The sequence below is a fragment of the Mesorhizobium sp. M0276 genome, from assembly GCF_040321755.1.
Lineage (GTDB): Bacteria > Pseudomonadota > Alphaproteobacteria > Rhizobiales > Rhizobiaceae > Mesorhizobium.
In genome coordinates this window covers 24271-41867 of the sequence record NZ_JAMYSC010000007.1, presented here as the reverse complement: position 1 = coordinate 41867, position 17597 = coordinate 24271, and the positions used below count along the sequence as shown (strand labels likewise).

The 17597-nt window shown below is 62.3% G+C and carries 17 protein-coding genes; 11 read left to right on the top strand and 6 right to left on the bottom strand.

Annotated elements, in window-relative coordinates; genetic code table 11:
* The first annotated feature begins 4 nt into the window (after positions 1 to 4).
* From NKJ01_RS07635 to NKJ01_RS07610, 6 genes are all read left to right on the top strand, one after another.
* Complete coding sequence (locus NKJ01_RS07635; protein ID WP_023761415.1) at positions 5 to 829, top strand: ABC transporter permease; 825 nt, start codon at positions 5 to 7, stop codon at positions 827 to 829.
* Positions 829 to 2484: an ABC transporter ATP-binding protein gene (locus tag NKJ01_RS07630; RefSeq protein ID WP_352727202.1), complete on the top strand. Its 1656-nt coding sequence runs from the start codon at positions 829 to 831 to the stop codon at positions 2482 to 2484. Before NKJ01_RS07635 ends, NKJ01_RS07630 begins: the two co-directional genes overlap by 1 nt.
* 60 nt (positions 2485 to 2544) lie before the next feature.
* Entirely contained in the window at positions 2545 to 3384 is an 840-nt protein-coding gene (locus tag NKJ01_RS07625; protein WP_352727200.1) for an alkaline phosphatase family protein, read from the top strand.
* 241 nt (positions 3385 to 3625) lie between these two features.
* Entirely contained in the window at positions 3626 to 4192 is a 567-nt protein-coding gene (locus NKJ01_RS07620) for a sigma-70 family RNA polymerase sigma factor (RefSeq protein WP_352727198.1), read from the top strand.
* Positions 4189 to 4857 carry an anti-sigma factor gene (locus NKJ01_RS07615; protein ID WP_352727197.1) on the top strand — a complete coding sequence of 223 codons (669 nt, stop codon included), beginning with the start codon at positions 4189 to 4191 and terminating at the stop codon, positions 4855 to 4857. Before NKJ01_RS07620 ends, NKJ01_RS07615 begins: the two co-directional genes overlap by 4 nt.
* Positions 4847 to 6274 carry a S8 family serine peptidase gene (locus NKJ01_RS07610; RefSeq protein WP_352727195.1) on the top strand — a complete coding sequence of 476 codons (1428 nt, stop codon included), beginning with the start codon at positions 4847 to 4849 and terminating at the stop codon, positions 6272 to 6274. Before NKJ01_RS07615 ends, NKJ01_RS07610 begins: the two co-directional genes overlap by 11 nt.
* 171 nt (positions 6275 to 6445) lie before the next feature.
* Here the strand turns inward: NKJ01_RS07610 and NKJ01_RS07605 are convergent, their stop codons facing one another.
* The 3 genes from NKJ01_RS07605 to NKJ01_RS07595 all read right to left on the bottom strand — a co-directional run bounded on the left by NKJ01_RS07605 (position 6446) and on the right by NKJ01_RS07595 (position 9294).
* Positions 6446 to 7363 carry an oxidoreductase gene (locus NKJ01_RS07605; protein ID WP_352727193.1) on the bottom strand — a complete coding sequence of 306 codons (918 nt, stop codon included), beginning with the start codon at positions 7361 to 7363 and terminating at the stop codon, positions 6446 to 6448.
* Positions 7364 to 7413: 50 nt separating this feature from the next.
* Positions 7414 to 7983 (bottom strand): TetR/AcrR family transcriptional regulator, encoded by a 570-nt coding sequence (locus tag NKJ01_RS07600; RefSeq protein ID WP_352727191.1) that lies wholly within the window; start codon positions 7981 to 7983, stop codon positions 7414 to 7416.
* Positions 7984 to 8271: 288 nt separating this feature from the next.
* Positions 8272 to 9294: a LacI family DNA-binding transcriptional regulator gene (locus tag NKJ01_RS07595; RefSeq protein WP_023761199.1), complete on the bottom strand. Its 1023-nt coding sequence runs from the start codon at positions 9292 to 9294 to the stop codon at positions 8272 to 8274.
* Positions 9295 to 9658: 364 nt separating this feature from the next.
* Here NKJ01_RS07595 and NKJ01_RS07590 point away from each other — a divergent pair, with 364 nt between their 5' ends.
* From NKJ01_RS07590 to NKJ01_RS07570, 5 genes are all read left to right on the top strand, one after another.
* A complete protein-coding gene (locus tag NKJ01_RS07590; RefSeq protein ID WP_352727190.1) occupies positions 9659 to 11014 on the top strand; it encodes an ABC transporter substrate-binding protein in 1356 nt (451 codons plus the stop codon).
* A gap of 252 nt (positions 11015 to 11266) precedes the next feature.
* On the top strand, positions 11267 to 12280 hold the full coding sequence (locus NKJ01_RS07585) for a carbohydrate ABC transporter permease (RefSeq protein WP_352727188.1): 1014 nt from the start codon (positions 11267 to 11269) through the stop codon (positions 12278 to 12280).
* A gap of 1 nt (position 12281) precedes the next feature.
* Entirely contained in the window at positions 12282 to 13436 is a 1155-nt protein-coding gene (locus tag NKJ01_RS07580; RefSeq protein WP_352727186.1) for a carbohydrate ABC transporter permease, read from the top strand.
* 4 nt (positions 13437 to 13440) lie between these two features.
* Positions 13441 to 15105 (top strand): beta-galactosidase BglA, encoded by a 1665-nt coding sequence (gene bglA / locus NKJ01_RS07575; protein ID WP_352727184.1) that lies wholly within the window; start codon positions 13441 to 13443, stop codon positions 15103 to 15105.
* 24 nt (positions 15106 to 15129) lie between these two features.
* Positions 15130 to 16242 carry an ABC transporter ATP-binding protein gene (locus tag NKJ01_RS07570; protein WP_352603222.1) on the top strand — a complete coding sequence of 371 codons (1113 nt, stop codon included), beginning with the start codon at positions 15130 to 15132 and terminating at the stop codon, positions 16240 to 16242.
* A gap of 82 nt (positions 16243 to 16324) precedes the next feature.
* Here the strand turns inward: NKJ01_RS07570 and NKJ01_RS07565 are convergent, their stop codons facing one another.
* The 3 genes from NKJ01_RS07565 to NKJ01_RS07555 all read right to left on the bottom strand — a co-directional run bounded on the left by NKJ01_RS07565 (position 16325) and on the right by NKJ01_RS07555 (position 17120).
* Positions 16325 to 16561, bottom strand: a complete 237-nt coding sequence (locus NKJ01_RS07565; protein ID WP_352603220.1) for a DUF680 domain-containing protein — start codon at positions 16559 to 16561, stop codon at positions 16325 to 16327.
* An 80-nt stretch (positions 16562 to 16641) separates the two neighbouring features.
* Positions 16642 to 16851, bottom strand: a complete 210-nt coding sequence (locus NKJ01_RS07560) for a DUF680 domain-containing protein (protein WP_352727182.1) — start codon at positions 16849 to 16851, stop codon at positions 16642 to 16644.
* A gap of 71 nt (positions 16852 to 16922) precedes the next feature.
* A complete protein-coding gene (locus tag NKJ01_RS07555; RefSeq protein WP_352727180.1) occupies positions 16923 to 17120 on the bottom strand; it encodes a DUF680 domain-containing protein in 198 nt (65 codons plus the stop codon).
* Positions 17121 to 17597 lie beyond the last annotated feature (477 nt).

The window sequence follows — 17597 nt, the reverse complement described above, 5'->3', positions numbered from 1 at the left end:
GGGCATGCTCGATATCAAACGCATCCCCATTCCCGCGCTGGTCGGCATAATACTGACCGCACTATTCGTTCTGGCGGCTATCTTCGCGCCCTGGATCTCACCGCATGACAATGGCGAGATCGTCGGCGATGTCTGGGAGCCTATGTCGGCGGCGCATTGGCTGGGCACAGACAATCTCGGCCGCGATCTGCTGTCGCGAATGATCTACGGCGCCCGCATCACGCTGTTCATCGCAGTGCTGGCCACCGCGCTGTCGTTCTCGCTCGGCGCCATCCTTGGCTTCTCGGCGGCGGTGTTCGGCGGCTGGTTCGATACGCTGCTGTCGCGCCTTGTCGATCTCTTGATGTCGATCCCGACGCTGATCATGGGCCTTGTCGTGCTATCCGTGCTGCCGACCAACCTGGTGACACTGATCCTGGTCATGGGCGTTCTCGACTCGACCCGTGTCTATCGCCTGTCGCGCGCGGTCGCCGTCGACATCAACGTCATGGACTATGTCGAGGCGGCGAAGCTGCGCGGCGAAGGCAGCGCCTGGATCATCTTCCGCGAGATCCTGCCCAACGCACTGTCGCCGCTGGTTTCGGAACTCGGCCTGCGCTTCATCTATGCGGTGCTGTTCCTGTCGACGCTGTCCTTCCTCGGCCTTGGCGTGCAACCGCCTGACGCCGACTGGGGCGGCATGGTCAAGGAAAACAAGGACGGCATCGTCTTCGGCATCGGGGCAGCGCTGATCCCGGCGGCAGCGATCGCCATGCTGGCGATTTCGGTCAACCTGGTTGCAGACTGGGTGCTCAACAGGACGACAAGCCTGAAGGGAGGACGCGGGTGATGGCAGAGAGCAAAGCGAAACCCGGCGTGCTGCTCGACATCCGCAATCTGCGCATCGAGGCGACCGTCTTCCCGCCCGGCGAACCGCCGAAGAATATTGTGCTGGTGCACGATGTCTCGTTGACGCTCGAGAAGGGCAAGGTGCTTGGGCTGATCGGCGAATCCGGCGCCGGCAAGTCGACCATCGGCCTGTCGTCGATGGGCTATGGGCGCGGTGGTGTGCGCATCACCGGCGGCGAGGTCATGCTGAACGGCCGCGACATCCTCAAGGGCGGCAAGGACGGTTTTCGCAAGCTGCGCGGCCGCGAGGTCTGCTATGTCGCGCAGTCGGCGGCGGCCGCTTTCAACCCGGCGCATAGGCTGATGGACCAGGTGGTGGAAGCCACGCTGCTGCACGGCACGGCGACGCGCGCCGAGGCCGAAAAGCGCGCCGTCGCGCTGTTCAGGAAGCTCAGCCTGCCGAACCCCGAAACCATCGGCGAACGCTTTCCGCACCAGGTCTCGGGCGGCCAGCTGCAGCGCGTGATGACGGCGATGGCGCTGTGTTCCGAGCCCGACCTGATCGTCTTCGACGAGCCGACCACGGCGCTCGACGTGACGACCCAGATCGACGTGCTGGCGGCGATCAAGGACGCCATTCGCGACACCCATGTGGCGGCACTCTACATCACGCACGACCTTGCCGTCGTCGCCCAAGTCTCCGACGAGATCATGGTGTTGCGCCATGGTCGACTGGTCGAATGGGGCGGCACAAGGCAGATTATCAAGGAGCCGCGCCAGGAGTACACCAACGCGCTGGTGTCGGTGCATGAAATCGAACACGCCGAACAGAAGCCCGGCACGACGCCGTTCCTGTCGGTGAAGAACGTCACCGCCGCCTATGGCCGCAGCCATATCAAGGTGCTGAAGAACGTCTCGGTCGACATCTATCCGGGCCAGACGCTTGCCGTCGTCGGCGAGTCGGGTTCCGGCAAGTCGACGCTGGCGCGCGCCATCACCGGGCTCTTGCCACCCGAAGAAGGGACCGTCACCTTCGACGGGCGTCCGCTGGCAAACCGGCTGGCCGACCGGCCGAAGGAGGATCTGCGGCAGTTACAGATGATCTATCAGATGGCCGACGTGGCGATGAACCCGCGTCAGACCGTCGGCACCATCATCGGCCGGCCGCTCGAATTCTATTTCGGCATACGCGGCCGCGAGCGCGACAGACGCGTCGCCGAACTGCTCGACAAGATCGAGATGGGCAAAGGCTTCTCCGACCGTTATCCGGCCGAGCTTTCCGGCGGCCAGAAACAGCGCGTCTGCATCGCCCGCTCACTTGCCGCCAAGCCCAAGCTGATCATCTGCGACGAGGTGACCTCGGCACTCGATCCGCTGGTGGCACACGGCATCCTTGAACTGCTGCTCGAGCTGCAGAAGGAGGAGAACGTCGCCTATCTCTTCATCACTCATGACCTGGCCACGGTGAAGTCGATCGCCGATTCGATCGCGGTGATGTACCGCGGCGAGGTGGTGCGCTACGGCCCGAAGAGCAAGGTGCTGGCGCCGCCTTTCGACGCCTATACCGACCTGCTGCTTTCCTCGGTTCCCGAGATGGAGATCGGCTGGCTGGAAAAGGCGATCAAGGGACGGCGCATGACCAGTGCGGGGAACTAGCGAATTCGTGGCATAAGCCGCGAAACCACCCTTCAACGACAAAGCCTTCCGGAGTCGCCCATGGCGCTCGCGACAAAACTGTTGCTGATCATCCTCGACGGCGTTCCCTACAGGAACTGGCGCCGGTTGATGGGCAATCTCGAAGGCTGGATGCAATCGGGCGAGGCGCGGGTCTGGAAGATGCGTTCCGTGCTGCCGTCAACCTCGGCCTGCTGCTATGCCTCGATCCATACCGGAGTTTCGCCGCAGGTGCACGGCATACTGTCCAACGAGAACCGGTTTCGCGTCGCGCAGCCCGACATCTTCTCCGAAGTCAGCAAGGCCGGCGGCAAGACCGGCGCCGTGACGCATTCCTACTGGTCGGAATTCTTCCGCGCCTACCCCTTCGACCTGGTCGAGGACATGGAATTCGACGAGCCGGGCGGGCCGATCACGCATGGCCGCTTCCACACGATGACCGGCTACAATGGCTGCAACCAGATGACGCCGAGCGACGTCGACCTGTTCGCGACCCTGACCATGCTGACCAGGCGTCACGGCATCGACTACGGCATCCTGCACACCTGCACGCTGGATTCGATGGGGCACCGCTTCGGCCATGATTGTCACGAGATGGACCACGCCGTCTACGCGATGGACGGCATGCTGGCCGCCTTCCTGCCGGGCTGGATCGAAGCCGGCTACGAGGTCATGGTCACCGCCGATCACGGCCAGACCGACCGCGGCCATCATGGCGGCCATGGCGACGAGATGCAGGATTTCGCGCTGTATTATTTCGGAGCCGGCAAGGGACCGCGGGCCGAGACATTGCTCGACCAGCTGCAGCTGGCGCCGACAATCTTAAGCCGTCTCGGCGTGCCGGTTCCGGCGACGATGAAGGCGAAATCGTTTTTGGGGTGATGTGAACGCGACGTTGGCGCCGCCCTCCCGCCTGCCGGCGTTCGTCGTTCGAAAGGCCAAGCAATTGGCTTTTCGTCCGCTGCGCGGACCATGTCTCACCTCCCGGGTAGATGACGGGCAGAAGGGATGCTCTGGCAACCGCCTCGCTCTTCGGCTAGCCTCCGAAATTCCTTGGCGGAGGATGAACCTTTTTGGGCCGATCAGCGACAGAGCAGACAGGAGCCAGGCGGCTCGACCGGCCATGACGGCATCGACGGAGACCGATCGCGCGCTTGTCGACCGGGTCGCGAAGGGCGACCGTGCCGCCGTGCGGCTCCTGTTCATGCGCCACCACGCGCGGGTCTACCGTTTCGTGGCGCGCCAGACGGGATCGGAAATGATGGCCGACGATATCGCCAATGAAGTGTTCCTCGAGCTATGGCGCCAGGCGCCAAGTTTCGAGGGACGCTCCGAAGTCTCGACATGGCTGCTAGGCATCGCCCGTTTCAAGGCGCTGTCCTTGCTGCGCAAGAAGAAGGAAGCCTGGATCGACGACGAGGCCGCTGCCGCGGTGCCCGACAGTGCCGACACGCCGGAAGTCGTCACCATGAAGGAAGACAAGGCTGCCGCCTTGCGCCGCTTCGTCGACGCCTTGCCGGAAGAGCACCGCGTGGTGATCGATCTTGCCTATTATCATGGACAGTCGGTGAGCGAGATCGGCGAGGTGCTCGACATTCCGGTCGCGACCGTCAAGACCCGGATGTTTTACGCCCGCAAGAAACTCGGTGAGGCCCTCAAGGCCGCCGGTTACGACAGGGGGTGGCCATGAGCGCCGCTGAAAAAATGTCGCGCCGCGACGAAATGGAAATGCTGCTGCCGTTCTATCTGAACGGCTCGCTGGAAGGCTCGGACCTGGAAGCCGTCGAGGAATGGCTGGCCAGCGATCCGGCGGCACTTGCCGCCCTTGGCGAGGCGGAAGCCGAATTCTCCGGCACGGCGGCCGCCAACGAAGCGATCCGTCCGCCGGCCGATGCGCTGAGCCGCTTCGCCAGGGCGCTCGATGCCGAGGCCGGACCGGCGCGAGCGCCGGCAGGATCGTCCTGGCTGGCGCAGGCCTGGGGCCGCTTCATGGCGGTGCCGGTCGGCGTCGCCTGGGCCGCGGCCGCGGTTCTGCTGGCCCTGATCATGGTGCAGTCGTTTGTCGAGCCGGGCGGCAAGGGCAGTGATTTCGAGATAGCCGGCGCGCAAGACGATCTGGCGAAAATGCCGTTCGCCCTGGTCAAGTTCAAGCCGGATGCGAAGATGTCGGATATTTCTGGCTTTCTCGGCAGCAACGGGCTGAAGATTATCGGCGGGCCGACCGCCGACGGCGTCTTCCGGCTTGGCATTCCCGCGACGACCGCTGCCGATTACACAAGGCAAATCGGCCTTATTGCCGCCCAGCCTTTCACGCAGACTTTGATCGAGGGAAGGAAGCCGGTTGATGGCGGCTGAGGCGGTCATTCGATTTGCGGCCATGCTTGCGTCGGCGGTGACAATCGCCGCCGTGCCTGCGTCGGCGCAGACCAGCGCGAAGCCTGACCCCACGAAAATCGACTGCCGCAACGGGGCCAATGCGGCAGGAGCCGACTGCGCCAAGGGTGACGCGAAGAGCGCGACGGATGCAGCGCAGGCCGGCGCGGTGTTCTTGCCAGCTCTGATCGTAGACCTGTTTCCCAACCCGGTGGCGCCCCCGGCACCGATGCCGACGCCGCGGCCGGCTTCGGCGACACCTCCCGCCGGTAGTCAGGCCAGCCCTCCGCCTGGCGGCCCGATCGTCTCTCCGACCGATCTCGTCGCCGTTCAGCCGCCGCGCGCGGTGGTCGGCGATTTCGTGCCGGACGAGGTGCTGGTGACGGTCGACGGCGATGCCGGGGCCGTGCAGCAGATCGCCGCTTCCTTCGGCCTCCAGGTGCGCTCGCAGCGCCAGTCGCGGCTGCTTGGCACCACGCTGGTGCGTTTTGGGATTCCCGACGGCCGGCCCGTCGGCGTCGTGCTGGCGCAACTGGCCGCCGACGGCCGCACCCAGCGGCGCGAGCCCAACCATGTCTATTCGTTGCAACAGGCCGCCAGCATCGTCAACTATGCCTTCGAGCGCATCGCGCTTGATTCCAAACAGGCCAGTGGCGAAAACGTCCGCATCGCTGTGATCGACACCGGCATCGACGACACCAATCCGGCGCTGGCTGGCGTCATCGCCGAACAGTTCGACGCCATGCCGGGCGTGCCGATCGAAAAGCGCGACCACGGCACGTCGGTCGACGGCCTGATCGCCGGTGTCGGCGCGCTGGAGGGCATGGCGCCGGGTGCCAGGATCTACCATGCCCGCGCCTTCGAGGGCGGCAAGTCGACCATGGATGTGATCCTTGCGGCGCTCGACTGGGCGGCGGACCAGGACGTGCGCATCATCAACATGAGCTTCGTCGGGCCGAAGAACGACCTGCTCGGCGTCGCCTGCCGCAATGCCCGAGCGCTGGGCGTGGTGCTGGTCGCCGCCGCCGGCAATAACGGTCCGAAAGCACCCTATGGCTATCCGGCCGCTTTCGACGGCGTCATCGCCGTGACTGCCACCGACGCCAAGGACGGGCTGATGCCGCAGGCCAATCGCGGCGCCTATGTTTTCATCTCGGCGCCTGGCGTCGAGATGGTGGCGCCGAGCGGCGCCGGCTCGGATGTGGTCACCGGCACCTCGTTCGCGGCGGCGATCGTCAGCGGCGCCATTGCCAATCTCATCCACGCCGCGCCCGATCGCTCGGCCGACGATATCGAAAAGGCGCTCGGGGCTACGGCAAGAGACCTCGGCCCCAAGGGGCGCGACAATGATTTCGGCTACGGGCTGCTGGACATCAAGGCGGCGGCGGCGAAGGAATAGGTCTAACGCTTAAAAGCTTCTGCTTTTATGCATGTCGAAACTCAATCAGATGGTTGCCCCAATGGCCGAGATGGTGGAAAGCCGAAGGTCTGCTTTTCGGCGTTTCCACTGGAAAGCAGTCTCGGGCGCCAGCGTGGGTCGATAAACCGCTCTTGCCACGTCGTGATGAGATCAGGCGGCCGGCAAGCGTGGGTCGATGCCGGTCATCGCCACTGAGGCCTCCCACAGCCGCTTCGCGAGCGCTGGATCTTCGGCATGGGGCGAGCGCTTTGCTTCGCAGGCTGCACCGCGGATTCCGCCAAAGCCGGTGGGACCGTAATAGCCTCCGGGCTTCACCTGGCCGGTCGCAGCCAGAAGTGCCGGCCAGGCGCCCTTGTCGGCGCTGTTGAGCAATAGGCCGACGGCTGGGCCGACGATCTGGATCAGCCCCATGTGACGGCCAAGACTTGTGGCGGCGATGCCAGGGTGCACGCCGATGGCTGTGACGGGCGACTTCGCCGCGCGCAGGCGACGATCCAGTTCGAAGAAGAACAGCGCGTTCGCCAGCTTGCTGGCGCCGTAGCGATCGGCCTTGATGTAGCTCTTGTCGGCATTGAGGTCGTCCCAGTCGATCTTGGCCTTCAGATGCGCGACGCTCGAGGTTACGACCACCCGCGCTCCCGGCGTCTCCGCCAGCTTAGGCAGGAGCAGCGAGGTGAGCGCGAACACGCCGAGATGATTGACGCCGAACTGCGATTCGAACCCCTGCTTCGTGCGCGTCAGCGGCGGGTTCATGATCCCGGCATTGTTGATGAGCGCATCGATCCGTGGCTCCTTCGCGGCGATCTCGGCTGCGGTGCGAACGCTGTCCAGGTCACCGAGGTCGAGCGGCAACCAGACGAGATCGGCGTTGGGCGTGATCCGCTTGATCCGCGCGATGGCATCCTGCGCCCGGGTCTGCTCGCGGCAGCCAAGCAGGACGCGCGCGCCCCTGGCGGCAAGCACCCGCACGATTTCGAACCCGACGCCCGCGTTGGCGCCTGTGACGATGAAGCTTTTTCCCGTCTGCTTGGGGACGTCGGCTTCGATGAAACCCTTGCTATTAGACATTTTCGCTCCTTATAGGTGAGTAATTACATACTCATTTATGGGTTAAAAATTCAGGCGGCAGACCCCTTCCAGAACAGGTCGAACCCGGCCCGCCGGATGGCGTCACTTTCCCAAGGTTTGGCCGTGACCGCGTTGATGCTGATGTCCGCCAGATCGAAAAGAATGGTATCGATGTAGAAGGCGATCCTGTCAGGCGCCGCATGGCCGGCGAGACACTCCTCCACCATCATCCGCGCATCCCGCTGCATGGCGTGGCACCGGTTCCGGCTTTCCGCTGTGACGCGATCCGACACCTTCAACTGGCGAAGGGCCTTGCGCGCTGTGGCGTGAGCCAGTCCCCAGTCAATCAGACGGTTCCACACCGCGAATAGCAGGTCTTTGGCGGAGGCGTCCGCCGGATATGGCGCCAGCATCGTCTCTGTGAGGTCGGCCTCGATCTCGAGAAAGAGCTGGTTGAGCAGATCGTCCTTGGTTGAAAAGTAGGTGAACAGCGTTCCCTCGGAAACGCCTGCAGCCTTTGCGATCTTGGCCGTGGACGCGCCTGTGCCCAGGCTGGCGACGAATTCGGCCGCTGCATCCAGCAGCGCCTGTCGCTTTTCTTCACTGAGGGGACGCGCCATATTTCTGTCCAACGATACTGAGTGAGTAGACACTCAATTATATAGGGGATGGCGTGAGATTGGTCAAGGGATGCAATCTTAAAGCCATCTGAAAATTTCGAAGTGCCGATGCCAGACTAGAAATATTGAAACGGCGGATGATCAATTAGGCAGCTTTGGTACTTCGCGAAGGTCGCAGGCAATGGCTTGCCTTCCTCGAGCGGTCAGAGCTCATCGGCTTTTGCGAAAGCATCAAATTCGACCGAACGACCGGAGTGGGGCCAACTCGGTCGCTGCGTTTTTCGACCTCTAGCCAGGCGCGCCGGCTACCGATCCCCTGACCACCAGGTCGACGGGCCAGACTTCGCCGCGGGCGCCCTCTTCCAGCCCCGAAATCCGGGCCGCCAGCCGCTCGGCGACGCGGGCGCCGGCGAGGCGGATGGATGAACGCGTCGTCGACAGCGGCACCGAAAAATTCTCCGGCCGCAGCCAGGGGAAGACGTCGTCATGGGCGATCAGTGACACGTCGCCCGGAATGCTCAAGCCGAGGTCGCGCACCGCACGCACGACGCCCAGCGCCATGATCAGGCTGGAGCAGGCGATCGCCGTCGGCGCATCGCCCTCTTCCAGCAAACGCCTGGTGGCGCGATATCCGTTCTCTTCGGTCATGACCACCGAGCAGACATGGCGTTCGTCCAGTTCCAGTCCGCTCGCGGCCAGCGCCCGGCGCACGCCGCGTTCGCGATGGATGGCAAAGGTCTCGCGGTTGTCGCCATTGATCAGCGCCAGCCGCCGGTGGCCGAGCTGGATCAGCAGCCTCGCCGCCTCGCGGAAGGCGCCTTCATTGTCGATGTCGGTAAAGGCATAGTCGAAATCGAAGCCTTCACTGCGGCCATGAACGATGAAGGGTATGCCGAGCGTGTTGACCAGCGCCACGCGCCGGTCGGCGGGCCTCGGCGAGGAGATGTAGACGGCGTCGACCTGGCGGTTGGCGACAATGCGCCGGTAGGTCGTCTCCTGATCGTCGGCGTCGGCCGGCGACAGCACCAGATCGAGCTCGTGCGAGCGGGCATAATCGCCTAGGCCGGACAGGAACTCGACGAAATGCGGATCGATGTCGACGGATGCACCGGTCGGCAGGACATAGCCGATCATCCCGGTCTTGCCGGTCGCCAGCCGGCGCGCGCTGGGATTGGGGCGGTAGCCGTGGCGCTTGGCGGCGTCCATGACACGCCTTCGCGTTTCCTCGTTGACCTCAGGATAGCCATTCAGCGCGCGGCTTACCGTAGTCTGCGACAGTGCCAGCATATGGGCAAGCTGCTTGAGGTTCACGAAAACTCTCCATCTCCCTCAAAGCGCTTTTAAATTGAATCGACCCAAGTGCCGTCGGGCTTGGGCCATTCGACATCGGACCATAAGCGTGGTTCAGAGGTGTTTGAAACAAAAATTGCTGCTGCACTGCCATAAAAGCATGTTGCAGCGCACTTTTCAGGCCGCAAACGCGTCAGATTAAATCGATTAGCCCAGCTGCCTCTTGACTTCCGGCCGATTCAATGGCGAGATCAAAAAGGCCAAAGCGCTTTGGAAGACTCTTCGAAAGGTTGCGGTTCCTTTCTGACTGAGTCACAGTCCTGCGGCGTCGGCGGGCGGAATGGAGGTTCCGTCCGGTGTGTATGATCCACTGGGAGGAATACCGATGAAGAAAATGCTTTTGCTGGGTGCCGCGTTTGCCACGCTCGCCCTGAACGCGCCCGCGCATGCCGAACTGAAATTCAAGCCGGGTGAGGACAAGCGCTTCAACTGGGCGAACTACGAAGAGCTCAAGAAAGTCGACCTCAAGGGTGAGACGCTGTCGATCTTCGGACCGTGGCGCGGTGAGGACGAAGGCCTGGTGCGCGGCGTTCTCGATTATTTCTCGGAAGCCACTGGCGTCGAGATCAAATACTCCTCCTCGGAGAATTACGAACAGCAGATCGTCATCGACACGCAGGCCGGCAGCCCGCCGAACATCGCCGTGCTGCCGCAGCCAGGCCTGATCCAGGATCTCGCATCGAAGGGCCTGTTGACGCCGCTCGGCGACGACACCGCCAAATGGGTCAAGGACAATTACGGCGCCGGCCAGTCATGGGTCGATCTCGGCACGTTCAAGGACAAGGACGGCAAGCCGGGCTTCTTCGCCTTCCCCTACAAGGCCGACGTGAAATCGCTGGTCTGGTACTCGCCGGACAATTTCGAGGAAGCCGGCTACAAGGTGCCGAAGACGCAGGAAGAGCTCGCCGATCTCGAAAAGAAGATCATCGCCGACGGCGGCAAACCGTGGTGCATCGGCCTCGGCTCCGGCGGCGCCACCGGCTGGCCGGCGACCGACTGGGTCGAAGACCTGATGCTGCGCACCCAGCCGCCGGAAGTCTACGACAAATGGGTTAAGAACGAGATCCCGTTCAACGACCCGGCAGTGGTCAGCGCCATCGACATCTTCGGCAAGATCGCGACCGACGACAAGATGGTCGATGGCGGTGCCAAGGCAGTTGCGGCGACCGATTTCCGCGACAGCCCGAAGGGCCTCTTCTCAGTGCCGCCGAAATGCTACCTGCACCACCAGGCGTCGTTCATCCCGACCTTCTTCCCGGAAGGCACCAAGATTGGCCAGGACGCGGACTTCTTCTACTTCCCGCCCTATGCCTCCAAGCCTGAACTGGGCACGCCCGTGCTCGGTGCCGGTACGCTGGCGATGATCACGAAAGACAGCAAGAGTGCCCGCGCTTTCATCGAATTCCTGAAGATGCCGCTCGCCCATGAGATCTGGATGGCCGAAGGCGGTTTCGTGACGCCGCTCAAGTCGGTCAACAAGGGGGCCTATGCCAGCGACGCGCTGAAGAAGCAGGGCGACATCCTCGCCAACGCCTCGACTTTCCGCTTCGACGGCTCCGACCTGATGCCCGGCAAGATCGGCGCCGGCGCCTTCTGGACCGGCATGATCGACCTGGTCGGCGGCAAGTCCGCTCAGGATGTCGCCACCGACATTCAGAAAAGCTGGGACGCCATAAAGTAGGCAAGCCGCCGATTGTTCGGCTGGACGTTTTGACCTATCGATCCTGACTGGATCCGGACCCTGGGGGCCCGGATCCAACCTGCGGCCCGTGCCGCGGCGACTATCATGAGCACACAGACATCCGGCATGAAGCGCGACCGGCAAAGAGGAAGACCTGTCTTGCCTGGCGATAGCGCTCTGAACAACTGAATCGGCGCATCTAATCGCCCTGACCGTTCGGCCTTGGCTAGTGATGCGCAGGGGGAGGGACCCATGGCGGCTCAGATTTTCTCGGCCATATTCGTCATCATCGTCGGGGTCGGCGGTTGCGTCGCCTATTTCTGGGGCGCCAACAAACTGGTCGACCTGATATTTCCATCGCGCGGCGTCGCTGGCGCCGCCGCTATCGACAATCTGCGCCGGCAAGGGCTGGTCCGGCCGTGGCTGTTCGTCGGTCCGGCGATGATCATCCTGACCATCTATCTGATCTATCCGGTGGTCGAGACGCTGCGGCTGTCGTTCCTCGATCGCGGCGGCGTCAATTTCGTCGGCCTGGCCAATTATGAATGGGCCTTTGGAGATCGCGAGTTCCGCAACTCGATCCTCAACAACATCGTCTGGCTGGCGGTGGTGCCGGCCGCCTGCACCTTCCTCGGGCTGATCATCGCCGTGCTCACCGACAAGATCTGGTGGGGCACGATCGCCAAGAGCCTGATCTTCCTGCCGCTGGCGATCTCCTTCGTCGGCGCCAGCGTGATCTGGAAATTCATCTACGAGTATCGCGGCGAGGGTCAGACCCAGATCGGCATCCTCAACTCCGTCATCCAGCATTTCGGCGGTCAGCCGCAGGTCTGGATATCACTGCCGTTCTGGAACAATTTCTTCCTGATGGTGATCCTGATCTGGATCCAGACCGGCTTTGCCATGGTGATCCTGTCTTCCGCCCTGCGCGGCATTCCCGAAGAAACACTGGAAGCCGCCGTCATCGACGGCGCCAATCCATTCCAGATCTTCTGGAAGATCATGGTGCCGCAGATATGGGGCACCATCGCCGTCGTCTGGACCACCATCACCATCCTGGTGCTCAAAGTGTTCGACATCGTGCTGACCATGACCAACGGCCAGTGGAACAGCCAGGTCCTGGCCAATTTGATGTTCGACTGGATGTTCCGTGGCGGCGGCGATTTCGGCCGCGGCGCCACCATCGCCATCATCATCATGATCGCGGTCATTCCGATCATGGTCTGGAACATCCGCCAGGCGAACAAAGAGACGGGAGGACATTGAGATGGCCGTTGCGACCGGAAATTCCTTCGCCAGCCGCTTCGGCGTCCACATCGCCGTGCTTGTCTTCGTCGCGATCTGGACCATACCGACGCTCGGCATCCTGGTCTCGTCGCTGCGCGATAAGAACCAGATCATCGCCTCTGGCTGGTGGAATTCGTTCGCCAGTTCCACTCAGACCGAAGCCGGCCGGCTGCCGGCCGCCTCGACGCAAGTCGAAAAGGACGGCAAGTTCGTTCTCGAGGGCAACATCTTCGGCGACGGTGCCAAGCGCAACATCAGCGCCTTCGGTGTCAAATCGGCGGCGCCAACGCAATATCCCGCTAGCACTCCGGCCGATCTCGGCGATGGCGTGACCTTGCAGCTGAATGAGGACGGCAGCTTCGTCATGCAGTCGCCCAAAGCATTCGAAGGCGATCGCGGCCAGCGCGTCTACTATGCCTCGTCGGCGCCTCCGAAATTCACCACCGAGAACTACAAGACAGTCTTGTTTTCCGAGGGCATCGGGCGGTCGTTCATGAATTCGCTGACCGTCACCATCCCGTCGACCGTCATACCGATCCTGATCGCCGCCTTTGCCGCCTATGCGCTGGCCTGGATGCGGTTTCCCGGCCGGGCGTTGCTGATCGCGGTCATCATCGGCCTGCTGGTGGTGCCGCTGCAGATGTCGCTGATCCCGCTCCTTAAACTCTACAACGGCGTCGGCGCTTTCTTCGGCATGCCGTCGAAAACCTATCTCGGCATCTGGCTGGCGCATACCGGCTTCGGCTTGCCCTTCGCCATCTACTTGCTGCGCAGCTACATTGCCGGCCTGCCACGCGAAATCATGGAATCGGCGCGTATCGACGGCGCGAGCGATTTCGAGATCTTCGTCAAGATCGTCTTGCCGCTGTCGTTCCCCGTGCTGGCTTCGTTTGCCATCTTCCAGTTCCTATGGGTATGGAACGATCTGCTGGTGGCGATGGTTTTCCTGGGTACAGAGGCAGACCAGATCGTGCTGACCGCCAAGCTCAATGCGCTGTTGGGCTCACGCGGCGGCGACTGGGAGATTCTGACGACATCGGCTTTCGTGACCATAATCGTGCCGCTGATCGTGTTCTTTTCACTGCAGCGCTATTTTGTCCGCGGGCTGCTTGCCGGCTCGGTGAAAGGAGGCTGAAACGATGCGATCCGCTTTGAAGGCCAGCTCGAAACCTGACCTCGCCATCGATCGCGACTGGTGGCGGGGTGCTGTGATCTACCAGATCTATCCGCGCAGCTACCAGGACTCGAACGGCGACGGTATCGGCGACCTCAAGGGGATCATCGGCCGCCTGCCCTACATTGCGGCACTCGGTGCGGACGCCATCTGGATTTCGCCGTTCTTCAAATCGCCGATGAAGGATTTCGGGTACGATGTCACCGATTATTGCGACGTCGATCCGATGTTCGGCACGCTGGCCGACTTCGACGCGCTGACCGTCGAGGCACACAGGCTTGGCTTGAAGGTGATGATCGACGAGGTGCTGTCGCACACCGCCGACAATCACCCATGGTTCAAGGAAAGCCGGTCGAGCCGCACCAACCCGAAGGCCGACTGGTACGTCTGGGCGGACGCCAGGCCGGACGGCACGCCACCCAATAATTGGCTGTCGATCTTCGGCGGCTCGGCCTGGCAATGGGACACCAGCCGCCAGCAATATTACCTGCATAATTTCCTGGCCGAGCAGCCCGACCTCAACTTCCACAACCGCCAAGTCCAGGATGCGTTGCTGGACGTCACCCGCTTCTGGCTGGAGCGTGGCGTCGACGGTTTTCGGCTCGACACCATCAATTTTTACTTCCACAGCCAGGGCCTGGAAAACAATCCGCCGCTGCCGCCGGAAGAGCGCAACGACCAGACCGCACCAGCGGTCAACCCCTACAACTACCAGGATCATCTCTACGACAAGAGCCGCCCTGAGAACCTCGGCTTCCTCGAGCGCTTCCGCGCGCTGCTCGACGAATATCCGGCAACCGCCGCGGTCGGCGAGGTCGGCGATTCGCAGCGTGGACTGGACGTGGTGGCTGCCTACACGGCCGGCGGCAAGCGCGTGCACATGTGCTACTCGTTCGACTTCCTGGCGCCGGAAAAGATCAGTGCGGCCAAGGTCCGCTCGGTGCTGGAATCCTTCGGCAAGGTCGCCAGCGACGGCTGGTCGTGCTGGGCCTTCTCCAACCACGACGTGATGCGCCCGGCCTCGCGTTGGGCGGCTGGCGAAGCCGATCCGACCGCCTACCTCAAGGTCATCTCGGCTCTGCTGATGTCGTTGCGCGGTTCGGTCTGCATCTATCAAGGCGAAGAGCTTGGGCTCGGCGAAGCAGAGCTGCGCTTCGAGGACTTGCAGGACCCCTACGGCATCCGCTTCTGGCCGGAATTCAAAGGCCGCGACGGCTGCCGCACGCCGATGGTGTGGGACGGCAGCGCCAAGAATGGCGGATTTTCGCCGGCAAAGCCCTGGCTACCGGTGCCGACCAAGCATCTGTCGCAAGCGGTCAATGTCCAGCAGGGCGACGAGAATTCGCTGCTTGAGCACTATCGTCGCTTTCTCACGTTCCGGCGTGCCCATCCGGCGCTTGTCAAGGGTGACATCACCTTCATCGAAAGCGAGGGTGACACCGTCGCCTTCACCCGGCGCGCAGGCAACGAGCAGGTCGTCTGCGTCTTCAATCTGGGAGCCGGGCCAACCAAGGTTGACCTTGGCAGCCGATCGCTGCAACCTTTGCCCGGGCACGGATTTTCGGGGCAGGCAAGCAGCGGTTCCATCGAGCTTGGCGGCTACGGCGCCTGGTTCGGGCGCGTCGACTGAATTTCAAATCACTGGAGCAAACCAATGGCCGATGTCACGCTAAGGCAAGTGAAGAAGTCCTACGGCAATCTGAACATTCTCCACGGCATCGACCTCGATATCAAGTCGGGCGAATTTATCGTCTTTGTCGGTCCGTCGGGCTGCGGCAAGTCGACATTGCTGAGGTCGATCGCCGGGCTCGAGGAAATCACCTCCGGCGAGCTCAGAATAGCCGGCGAGGTCGTGAACGACGTGCCGCCGTCGAAGCGGGGCATCGCCATGGTGTTCCAGTCCTACGCGCTGTACCCGCACATGACCGTCTACGACAACATGGCGTTCTCGATGAAGATCGGGAAGGAGAACAAGGCCGAGATCGACCGGCGCGTACGCCAGGCGGCGGAAATCCTGCAGTTGACGAAATATCTCGACCGCTTGCCCAAGGCGATGTCGGGCGGACAGCGCCAGCGCGTCGCCATTGGCCGCGCCATCGTGCGCAATCCGAAGGTGTTCCTGTTTGACGAGCCGCTGTCGAACCTTGACGCCGCACTTCGCGTCGCCACCCGCATCGAAATCGCCAAGCTCAAGGAATCGATGCCCGCCACGACCATGATCTACGTCACCCATGACCAGGTCGAGGCGATGACGCTGGCCGACCGCATCGTTGTGCTCAAGGAAGGCCATATCGAGCAGGTCGGCACGCCTATGGATCTCTACAAGAAGCCCGGCAATCTGTTCGTTGCCCAGTTCATCGGCTCGCCGGCCATGAACATCCTGCCGGCGACCATCGAAAGGACCGGAAACCCGACTGTCGTCAGCCATGTCGGCGGGCGCAAGGCAACCGTGCCGATCACGACCCCTGCTTCGGCAAAGGGCGCCGCGGTGAGCTTTGGCGTGCGGCCGGAGGACCTGATCATTGCCAGCGGTGCGGACTATCTGTTCGAAGGGACGGTCGACTATGTCGAGCAGCTCGGCGAGGTCCAGCTTGTCTATGTCGACATCGGCCGCGCCGATCTGCCACTGGTGACCAAGCTGCCCGGCAATGTCGAGGTCAAGCGCGGCTCGACATTGCGGCTGAGCGCCAATGCCGAAGACCTGCATATCTTCGACACGGATGGGCGGTCCTTCGCGCTTCACGAAGCAGAGGCTAAGGCGGCCTGAGGTTCCATGATGAGACTGCACGTTGCAAAAACAAGAGCGGCGGGCCTGCCCGCCGCTCTTGTTTGGAGATCAGCTTCGGCTGTTAGCGGCCGAAGAGATTCCGGTCGCTGCCCTGAGGGGCGGACTTCGGTACGTCGCCCGACGAATTGAGCAGCTTGTAGACCGGCGAACCGGTGTCGCGCACCGAAGACGTCGGCGTGGTGTCGACGTTGGAGGTCGCCAGCTTGTTGATATCGGTGCCACCAACGTTGTCGTTGCGGGCATAGGCGCTGCCGGCGGCAATCAGAAGAGCGGCGGCAGTAAGAACAATCTTTTTCATTTTTGACACTCCGTATTCTCGAATTCGATGCTGCGGGTTAACCCGCAGCATCGCTGTCGGATGTTGGTTTTGATCGGATGTTAGTTGTTGCCGAACAGGTTGCGGTCGCTGCCATGGTTGACAGGCGCCTGCGTGGCCGGCTCCGACTTCTTGACGGAAGCCGTGTACGAGTTGTCGACGGCGGTGGTGGCAGGCTGGTTGGCGCCGTTCGAACCATAGTTGTCGCTAGCGGCGAAAGCGCTACCCGAGATGGCCAGAACGGCGGCGGTAGCAAGAATGATCTTCTTCATTTCAAGTCTCCTGAATTTTCTGGATTTCGCCAGGATGGCGGGCGAACCCGCCGTCAACTGGGAATTGGTTGTTAGTGGCCGAAGAGGTTACGGTCGCTGCCCTGGGCAGGCGTCTGAGCAGCCGGTTCGGACTTCTTGACCGAAGCGGTGTACGAGCTGTCGACGGCAGTGGCTGCCGGGGTGTTCGAACCGTAGTGGTCGCTGCCATTAGCGAAGGCGCTGCCGGAAATGGCCAGAACGGCGGCGGCAGTGAGAATGATCTTTTTCATTTTTTGTACTCCAGTATCTTCTTTTCGTCCGTCTAGCGGCGTGTCTTGGAAATGAAATCGCGTCGTTCGGACAGCCCCGATGTGGGAGGGCATCCTCGCCTTTTCCAATCACGAAGTTGTTCCGTGTGGACCATGAATCCGCTACTTGAAATTGTGCCAAGGGCTTCCACACGCTACTTATTATTTCTATTTTTCAATGGTTTAAGCAAAACCGTCCGCTGGATCACCAACTGTTGCCAAGGCCCGGCGTTCACAACGTCCTGCACGCACCGTCAACAGAAACGAACCGTTCGGTTCGATTTTAGAATCAGCTAATAGTCACTTTTCGAAACCGTTAGCCTTTTTGGCCGCCGGCAAGGGGTCGGCTTTCGAGGAGATTGCAAGTGGCGATGGCTGCCGAAGAGATAGGATTTCAGCCCGGCAATCGCCAACCCGAACGTTTCGCACGCGTGTCGCGCCGCATGGATACGATGTCGT

Coding starts and splice junctions, on each gene's coding strand:
- NKJ01_RS07590 (WP_352727190.1), top strand. CDS start 9,659: ATGAAGAAAATGCTTTTGCTGGGTGCCGCGTTTGCCACGCTCGCCCTG.
- NKJ01_RS07600 (WP_352727191.1), bottom strand. CDS start 7,983: ATGGCGCGTCCCCTCAGTGAAGAAAAGCGACAGGCGCTGCTGGATGCA.
- NKJ01_RS07560 (WP_352727182.1), bottom strand. CDS start 16,851: ATGAAGAAGATCATTCTTGCTACCGCCGCCGTTCTGGCCATCTCGGGT.
- NKJ01_RS07615 (WP_352727197.1), top strand. CDS start 4,189: ATGAGCGCCGCTGAAAAAATGTCGCGCCGCGACGAAATGGAAATGCTG.
- NKJ01_RS07555 (WP_352727180.1), bottom strand. CDS start 17,120: ATGAAAAAGATCATTCTCACTGCCGCCGCCGTTCTGGCCATTTCCGGC.
- bglA (WP_352727184.1), top strand. CDS start 13,441: ATGCGATCCGCTTTGAAGGCCAGCTCGAAACCTGACCTCGCCATCGAT.
- NKJ01_RS07605 (WP_352727193.1), bottom strand. CDS start 7,363: ATGTCTAATAGCAAGGGTTTCATCGAAGCCGACGTCCCCAAGCAGACG.
- NKJ01_RS07620 (WP_352727198.1), top strand. CDS start 3,626: ATGACGGCATCGACGGAGACCGATCGCGCGCTTGTCGACCGGGTCGCG.
- NKJ01_RS07570 (WP_352603222.1), top strand. CDS start 15,130: ATGGCCGATGTCACGCTAAGGCAAGTGAAGAAGTCCTACGGCAATCTG.
- NKJ01_RS07625 (WP_352727200.1), top strand. CDS start 2,545: ATGGCGCTCGCGACAAAACTGTTGCTGATCATCCTCGACGGCGTTCCC.
- NKJ01_RS07630 (WP_352727202.1), top strand. CDS start 829: ATGGCAGAGAGCAAAGCGAAACCCGGCGTGCTGCTCGACATCCGCAAT.
- NKJ01_RS07635 (WP_023761415.1), top strand. CDS start 5: ATGCTCGATATCAAACGCATCCCCATTCCCGCGCTGGTCGGCATAATA.
- NKJ01_RS07585 (WP_352727188.1), top strand. CDS start 11,267: ATGGCGGCTCAGATTTTCTCGGCCATATTCGTCATCATCGTCGGGGTC.
- NKJ01_RS07580 (WP_352727186.1), top strand. CDS start 12,282: ATGGCCGTTGCGACCGGAAATTCCTTCGCCAGCCGCTTCGGCGTCCAC.
- NKJ01_RS07610 (WP_352727195.1), top strand. CDS start 4,847: ATGGCGGCTGAGGCGGTCATTCGATTTGCGGCCATGCTTGCGTCGGCG.
- NKJ01_RS07565 (WP_352603220.1), bottom strand. CDS start 16,561: ATGAAAAAGATTGTTCTTACTGCCGCCGCTCTTCTGATTGCCGCCGGC.